This window comes from Methylobacterium oryzisoli, assembly GCF_046557895.1.
Lineage (GTDB): Bacteria > Pseudomonadota > Alphaproteobacteria > Rhizobiales > Beijerinckiaceae > Methylobacterium > Methylobacterium oryzisoli.
Genome location: NZ_JBKIBX010000010.1, coordinates 158,062 through 164,981, shown reverse-complemented (window position 1 = coordinate 164,981; position 6,920 = coordinate 158,062). Strand labels below are relative to the sequence as shown.

Here is a 6,920-nt window from a genome sequence, read left to right as displayed (position 1 = left end):
GGCGTCGCGCCGCTGCCAGGAGCGGCGCTACGCCGAGGCGGGCCTGCCGCCCGCCACCACCAACGCCTCCTGCCCGGCGAGCCTGATCGAGGAGGCGGCGCGGCCCGACACGGACGGGCTCGCCCTGATCCGCGAGGCCGCCGATGCCATGCGGCTCTCCGCCCGCGGCTTCCACCGGGTGCTGCGCGTCGCCCGCACCCTCGCGGATCTCGACGGCGAGGCCCGCGTGCGCCGCCTGCACCTCGCCGAGGCCCTCTCCTACCGCAGCCGCACCGACCGGCGCCCGGCCGCCGCCTGACGCGCTGAGAATGCCAAGCATGTCCGACAGATCTCGCTAACGGCGTTCCGCAAGCCATCCTTCAGCCCCCTCCGCCACTCTGCCCCCGGTTCACCCGAGGAGAGCGGCATGGCGGCCGGGGAGACGATGCTCGCAGGGTTCGCGCCGGTGCTCGAGGCGCAGGCGCTGCTGCGGGCCGGATTCGACCCCGGCGGCCCCGCCCTCGCCTGCGTCCTCGCGCTGGCGCTGCTCGCGGGGGCGGCGCTCTGGCATGCCGGCCGCTGGGCCGCCCTGCGCCGCGAGCGGGAGGTGGAGCATCTGCACGACCGGATCTGGCGACTCGCCGAGCGGAAGGAGCGCTACCGCAGCCTCGTCGAGGCGCAGATCGAGACCATCGTCCAGCGCGATGCGCAGGGGCGCATCACCTTCGCCAACGAGGGCTTCGCCCGGCTGCTCGGCGACAGCCCGGAGGCGCTGATCGGCTCGACCCGCCAAGCCACCGTGGTGGAGATCGGCGGAGTCGAGACCCGGCCGGACGGCACCCGCTTGGGCGACGTCGCGGTCGCCCCCGCGGGCGGCGGTCCGCTGCGCTGGTTCGCCTTCGTGGAGATCCCGGTGGTCGGGCGGGACGGCGGTCCCGAAGTGCTGCGGGCCGGGCGCGAGATCACCGAGCGGGTGGAGGCGGCGCGCTCCCTCGACGAGGCCAGGAACCGCGCCGAGGCCGCGAACGTGGCGAAGTCGCGCTTCCTCGCCACCGTCAGCCACGAATTCCGCACGCCGCTCAACGGCATCCTGGGCATGGCCGACCTTGCCCTGGAGACGGCGCTCAGCCCCGAGCAGGAGACCTACTTGCGCGCCGTGAAGACCTCGGGCGAGGCGCTGCTGACGCTCATCGACGGCATCCTCGATTTCTCGAAGATCGAGGCCGGGCGCCTCGACCTCGCGGCGGAGCCCTTCGACCCGGCGGTGCTGGTGGAAAACGTCGTCGAATTGCTGGCGCCCCGCGCCCAGGACAAGGGGCTGGAGATCGCCGCCGACCTCGGCCAGGACCTGCCGCTTCAGGTGATCGGCGACGGCGACCGGGTGCGCCAGATCCTCGTCAACCTCGCGGGCAACGCCGTGAAGTTCACGGAGGCCGGCGGCGTCGGCGTGACGGCGGAATGGTCCGACGAAGGCCTCGTGCTCGCCGTGCACGACACCGGACCGGGCATCCCGGCCGAACGGCTGCCGGCGCTGTTCGAGGAATTCGAGCAGGGCGACGGCAGCGCGAGCCGGCGCCACGAGGGCACCGGCCTCGGGCTCGCCATCACCCGGCGGCTGGTGGACCGGATGGGCGGGCGCCTTGCGGCGACCTCGCGGCTCGGCGAGGGAAGCTGCTTCCGGGTCGTGCTGCCGCTGCCTGCCGCGGGCGGCGCCCGCCCGGCCCCGCCGGCGCTGGAGGGGCGGCGCGTGCTCGTCGCGGCGCCCGACCTGTTCGAGGGGCCCTACCTCGCCCAGCGGGTCGCGCGGGCGGGCGCCGCGACGGTCGCGGCCGGCAGCGAGGCGGCGGCCCTCGCGGCCCTGCGGGAGGACGGCCCGTTCGACGCCGTGCTGGCGGACCGGGCGCTCGGGGACGAGGCGGTGCGGCGCATCGCGGGCGCCGCCCGGCAGGCCGGCGTGCCGCGCAGCCTCGTGCTGCTCTCGCCCTTCGACCGGCGCGACTTCGGCTCGCCCGCCGCCGCCGGGTTCGACCGCTACCTCGTCAAGCCGGTGCGCGCGGCCTCCCTCTACGCGCGGCTGAGCGAGGCGACGCAGCCGGCGCCCGGCCGCCCGGCCCGGCCCGCCGCCGGGTCGGCACGGCCGCGCCCCGGGCAGCCGCGGGTGCTGCTCGCGGAGGACAACGCCATCAACGCGCTCCTCGCCCGCAAGGCGCTGGAGCGGCTCGACGCGGCCGTGACCTGGGCGCCGGACGGTGCCGAGGCCCTGCGCCGGCTCGAAGCCGCGGCACGCGGCGAGGCCGAGGGCTTCGACCTCGCCCTCCTCGACATCCGCATGCCGTGCCGCGACGGGCTCGACGTCGCCCGCTCCCTGCGGGCGCTCGAACGAGAATGCGGCCTGCCGCCGCTGCGCCTCGTCGCCCTCACGGCGAACGTGCTGGCCGAGGATCAGGCCGCCGCCCGCGCGGCCGGCTTCGACGGCTTCCTGTCGAAGCCCCTCGACCTCGCGGCCCTGCCGCCGCTCCTCGACTCCCTGGTGCGGGCGGCGTGAGGCGCGGGCCAAGGACCCGCGGCGAAGAGCTTGCGGCCGCGGGCCGCCGGATTGACAGCGCGCGGGCTCGCGGGCGAGGAGAGCCGCATGGCCGCACCCGCCTCCCCCGACCGGACCCCCGATGCCGCGATCGCCTGGAGCGTGGCGGCGGTGACGCTCGCGACGGTGCTGCTCGCCAACCTCGTGCCGGCCGCCCACCGCGGCGGCGCATTGCCGGCCCAGGACCCGACCTGCCTCGAATGGACCGATTCCTGCGTGGTCTGCTCCCGGCAGGGCGAGGGCGTGGCCTGCTCGATGCCGGGCATCGCCTGCACGCGCGGCGCGCAGGAATGCACCCGCCGCTGACCGGGGCCGTCAGGCGCAGATCAGCGGCGCGTCAGCGCCGCATTGTGCGGATCAGCGGCGCCTCAGCGCCGCATGGCGCGGATCAGCGGCGCCTCAGCGCCGCATGGCACGGACCGAGCGCTCCACCGGCGTGTAGGCGATGCGGGCGTGCTCCTCGCAATAGGGCAGGCCCGCCTTCCGCTTGGCGCAGCAGAAGCGGAATTCGCGGCCGAGCGGGTCGCCGACCGGGAAGCGGCAGGACCATTCCTTGAGGAGCAGGATCGGGTGCAACGGCTCGGGCTCCGCCAGCGGCAGCGGGTCGTTGGCCGGCGCCTCGGTCTCCGTGGCGAGGTTCTTCCGGGCCAGTCCCAGGCGATGGATCTTGCCCATCACCGCGTTGCGGTCCTTGAGGCCGAGACGCTTGGCGATCTCCGTGCCCGTCAGGCTCTCGCTCCACAGCCGCTTCAGTTCCTCGATCCGTTCGTCCGTCCAGGTCGACATCGCCATCCCGTCGCTCACGCGTGGGATGACGTGTCGGGCATCGCCGGGCGGAGTTCCAGCGGGACGAGGCCAGCCTGGCGCGCTATCCACCGGGATTTACCGCTGCGGCACCGCCCCGAGGGGGCGGATCAGTCGTCCCGGTAGACGCGCTCGCGGCGCTCGTGGCGCTCCTGCGCCTCCAGCGACAGGGTGGCGATCGGCCGGGCCTCCAGCCGCTTGAGGGAGATCGGCTCGCCGGTCTCCTCGCAGTAGCCGTAGGATCCGTCCTCGATGCGCGACAGCGCGGAGTCGATCTTGGCGATCAGCTTGCGCTGCCGGTCCCGCGCCCGCAGCTCGATCGCCCGGTCGGTCTCCGACGAGGCCCGGTCGGTGAGATCGGGGTGATTCTCGTTCTCGGTCTGCAGGGCCACCAGGGTGTCCTGGGCCTCGCGCAGAATGTCCTGTTTCCAGCTCAGCAGCTTGCGGCGGAAGTACTCGCGCTGCCGTTCGTTCATGAACGGTTCGGCATCGCTGGGGGCATAACCGTCCTCGATCACGACCTTCGCCATCTCGCCCCTCGGCTCATCGCTGTTATCGCGGCCGTCGCCGTTTGGTGCAGGCGTATAATCGAGCCTGGGTGGCGCGACAACGTGCTGAAGATGTCACGCAAGGTTCGGGCCGGGACCGGCGCCGCTTCGGCGGCCACCTGCTGCAAATCGGCCACGAGTGTGGCCCCTCAGCCGCCTTTGACCAGGATGGCGATCGACTGTCCGAGCGCGGGCGCCTCGGGCCAGGGTGCATCGTCGCCGCTGATGAAGCCGACCGAGGCATAGCCGAGGCGTCTGGCCCAGACTTCGATCGCGTTGCGCTCGATGAACTGGTTGAGATGCGGCACTGTGCTGCGCTTCTGCGCCACCACGGTGTCGTCGAACACGGCCCAATGGAAATCCTTGGCGAATTCGAGAAAGGAAAACACCACACGGCCGCCCGGCCGAAGCACCCGATGCATGTCCTCCAGGTAGATGTAGGTCTCGGCGTGCAGGAGATGCGTGAACACGCTGAAGGCCGAGACCATGTCGGCGCTGGCATCGGGCGCCGGGATGCTGAGCGCGTGGTTGCGCACGAAGCGGTAATCCGGGCACTTGCCGCGGGCGTACTTGAGCAGGGTCTCGACCACGTCGATGCCGAGGTAGTCGATCCGCATCTCCGCCCGCAGGGCCATCGCGAGGCGGCCGGCGCCGCAGCCGAAATCGACCAGCGCGTCGCCGTCCTTGAGGCCGGCGTGGCGCACCACCGCCCGCTCCACCGCTCCGCCCGCTTCGAGGTCGCCGCCCACGGCCCGACGCATGGCCTCGTCGAGCGGGTAGCGCTTCACGAGCTTGCGGACGACGCGCTCGTAATCCTCCACGAAGTGAAACCGCGCCATGCCGTCGCCGCATCCTCGCCGCCCGCCCGTCGGGGCGCGCCGTTCTAGCAGGATCGATCGTCCGCGACAGCTTCGTCTAAAACTGGAAGTAGATGAACTCGAAGTTCGCGTCGTCGCCCACCCGCAGCAGGGCCGCGACGAGGAGGAGCGCCACGGCGGCGGCGAGCGCGGGCCGCGGCGTCAGGCGGTGCACCGCCGCCCAGGCGGTCGGCCCCACCAGGGCGACCAGGATCGCCGGCACGAAGGCGCGCCACTTGAAGCCGTGCCCCACGGGGGCGAACCCGAACAGGCCCTTGAACATCACCAGCGCCGCCTCGAAGTTTTGGGCGCGAAAGAGCACCCAGGTCAGCGCCACGAAGGCGAAGGTGATGAGCCAGCCGAGCGCCGCCGGCATCGGCAGCCCCGCGCGCCGCCACAGCACGCCGAGGCCGAGGCCGAGCCCGTGGGCCGCGCCCCAGGCCACGAAGGTGAGCCCCGCCCCGTGCCAGAGGCCGCCCAGCGTCATGGTGGCGAAGAGCGCGCCGAACTGGATCGCGAGCCCGTGCCGGTTGCCGCCCAGCGGCACGTAGAGGTAGTCGCGCAGGAAGCGCGACAGCGTCATGTGCCAGCGCCGCCAGAAATCGCGCAGCGAGGTGGCCCGGTAGGGCGCGTCGAAGTTCTGCGGCAGCACGATGCCGAACAGCAGCGCCAGCCCCAGCGCCATGTCGGTGTAGCCCGAAAAATCGAAGTAGATCTGGAACGTGAAGGCGAGCGTGCCCTGCCACGCCTCGATCACCGAGACCGCCCTCCCCTCGGCGGCGGCCTGGAAGACCGGGTTGGCGTAGGCGGCGAGCGGATCGCCGAGAAACACCTTCTTGGCGAGCCCGATGCAGAACAGCGTCAGCCCGCGCCCGATCCGCTCCCAGGCGTCCGGGCGGTCGTAGGGCGCCTCGTCGAACTGGTGGAGGATCTCGCTCCAGCGCACCAGCGGGCCGGCCAGCACCTGGGGGAAGAACGCGATGTAGAGGGCGTAGCGCGTCAGGTCCATCTGGGGCGCCCGTCCGGCCCGCAGATCGACGAGGTACATCACGTGATGGAAGGTGAAGAACGAGATGCCGAGCGGCAGCGCCCATGAGAGGCGCAGCGGGTCGAAGCCCGGGATCAGGCCGGCGAGGTCGGCGAGCAGGCCCGCGTACTTGAACAGGGCGAGCAGCGCGAGGTTGCCCGCGACCGCGAGCGGGATCAGCCACCGGCCGCCCCCTGCCCCGAAGCGGCGCGCCACCAGCCAGTTCAGCCCGACCGACAGGACGAGGAGCGGCACGAAGCGCGGGTCCCACCAGCCGTAGAAGACCAGCGACAGGACGACGAGGAGCGGCAGCCGCCATGCCGGCCGCGCCCGGGCCGCGAGCGCGTGCAGGGCGAGGGCGACCGGCAGGAAGCCGATGAGAAACGCGAAGGAGTTGAACAGCATGCGGGCCGGTCCGGGCGGGCGCCCTTGTGGGGGATCGGCCCGGGGGCGTCAACGGAAGGAGCGGCCTTCGCCTCACCCCGCGACGCCGAGCTTCGCCAGTTCCACCTCCGCCCGCAGCTCGATCTGGCCGATCAGGTCGTCGAGGCGCGGGTCGCCGCTGCCGCCCGCGCGCTCGGCGAGGCGGGCCGCGATGGCCTTGAGGTCGCCGGTATTCACCCGTCCGCCGAGGAGCGCGGCCTTGAGGCGGTCGAGGGCGTCGAGGAGGTCGTGGCCGCGCCGGGCGCTGCGGCGGCGGCGCTCGGCCGGGTCGTCGGCCTGGCTCTGGAGGGTGAGGATCGCGTCGAGCCCGGCGAGCGGCGCGGCGCTCCCCGCGCTGGTGGCGGCGCGGGCGGCGGGTTCGGCGCCCGGCGCGAAGCTCTGCGCTCCCTCCGTCGGGCGCTTCGCCCCGGCGGCGCCGGCGGCGTAGGTCGCGAAGCGGGGATCGACGCGCATGACAGGCCTGATTGCGGGAGGGGACCGGGCGTGAGACTCGCCCGTCATGGTGAACGAAGCGTAAAGCACCCGGCAGATCCTGCCGGGCCGGCGCTTTCGGCCGGGCACCAGGGGCCCCGGCGCGCCTGGTGCATTCGAGAAAATTGACGATGGTTCAGTGACTTGATGGAGCGCGGCGCGTGGCACGCTCCTGGCAGGGTGGGATCCTGCCTTCCGTCCCGGAA

7 protein-coding genes and 1 pseudogene are annotated in these 6,920 nt (G+C 73.1%); 3 read left to right on the top strand and 5 right to left on the bottom strand.

Annotated elements, in window-relative coordinates; genetic code table 11:
- The 3 genes and pseudogenes from ACKUB9_RS12575 to ACKUB9_RS12565 all read left to right on the top strand — a co-directional run.
- A pseudogene (locus tag ACKUB9_RS12575) lies at positions 1-298 on the top strand (magnesium chelatase subunit ChlI family protein); the annotation flags it as partial.
- Between the two features lie 108 nt (positions 299-406).
- Positions 407-2,524 (top strand): ATP-binding protein, encoded by a 2,118-nt coding sequence (locus tag ACKUB9_RS12570; protein WP_407522380.1) that lies wholly within the window; start codon positions 407-409, stop codon positions 2,522-2,524.
- An 87-nt stretch (positions 2,525-2,611) separates the two neighbouring features.
- Positions 2,612-2,869, top strand: coding sequence for a hypothetical protein (locus ACKUB9_RS12565; protein ID WP_407522378.1), 258 nt, complete (start codon positions 2,612-2,614; stop codon positions 2,867-2,869).
- 93 nt (positions 2,870-2,962) lie between these two features.
- On the opposite strand, the gene ACKUB9_RS12560 is transcribed toward ACKUB9_RS12565, so the two are convergent.
- The 5 genes from ACKUB9_RS12560 to ACKUB9_RS12540 all read right to left on the bottom strand — a co-directional run bounded on the left by ACKUB9_RS12560 (position 2,963) and on the right by ACKUB9_RS12540 (position 6,696).
- On the bottom strand, positions 2,963-3,355 hold the full coding sequence (locus ACKUB9_RS12560) for a GcrA family cell cycle regulator (RefSeq protein WP_407522376.1): 393 nt from the start codon (positions 3,353-3,355) through the stop codon (positions 2,963-2,965).
- Positions 3,356-3,477: 122 nt separating this feature from the next.
- Positions 3,478-3,897, bottom strand: coding sequence for an RNA polymerase-binding protein DksA (gene dksA / locus ACKUB9_RS12555; RefSeq protein WP_407522374.1), 420 nt, complete (start codon positions 3,895-3,897; stop codon positions 3,478-3,480).
- 167 nt (positions 3,898-4,064) lie between these two features.
- Positions 4,065-4,754 (bottom strand): class I SAM-dependent methyltransferase, encoded by a 690-nt coding sequence (locus ACKUB9_RS12550; RefSeq protein WP_407522371.1) that lies wholly within the window; start codon positions 4,752-4,754, stop codon positions 4,065-4,067.
- Positions 4,755-4,830: 76 nt separating this feature from the next.
- Entirely contained in the window at positions 4,831-6,204 is a 1,374-nt protein-coding gene (locus tag ACKUB9_RS12545) for an MBOAT family O-acyltransferase (RefSeq protein ID WP_407522369.1), read from the bottom strand.
- Positions 6,205-6,276: 72 nt separating this feature from the next.
- A complete protein-coding gene (locus ACKUB9_RS12540; protein WP_407522367.1) occupies positions 6,277-6,696 on the bottom strand; it encodes a flagellar assembly protein FliX in 420 nt (139 codons plus the stop codon).
- Positions 6,697-6,920: the final 224 nt, after the last annotated feature.

Bases quoted from the DNA above. Each gene is read 5' to 3' on its own strand.
- ACKUB9_RS12570 (WP_407522380.1), top strand. From the start codon at position 407: ATGGCGGCCGGGGAGACGATGCTCGCAGGGTTCGCGCCGGTGCTCGAG.
- ACKUB9_RS12565 (WP_407522378.1), top strand. From the start codon at position 2,612: ATGGCCGCACCCGCCTCCCCCGACCGGACCCCCGATGCCGCGATCGCC.
- ACKUB9_RS12560 (WP_407522376.1), bottom strand. From the start codon at position 3,355: ATGGCGATGTCGACCTGGACGGACGAACGGATCGAGGAACTGAAGCGG.
- dksA (WP_407522374.1), bottom strand. From the start codon at position 3,897: ATGGCGAAGGTCGTGATCGAGGACGGTTATGCCCCCAGCGATGCCGAA.
- ACKUB9_RS12550 (WP_407522371.1), bottom strand. From the start codon at position 4,754: ATGGCGCGGTTTCACTTCGTGGAGGATTACGAGCGCGTCGTCCGCAAG.
- ACKUB9_RS12545 (WP_407522369.1), bottom strand. From the start codon at position 6,204: ATGCTGTTCAACTCCTTCGCGTTTCTCATCGGCTTCCTGCCGGTCGCC.
- ACKUB9_RS12540 (WP_407522367.1), bottom strand. From the start codon at position 6,696: ATGCGCGTCGATCCCCGCTTCGCGACCTACGCCGCCGGCGCCGCCGGG.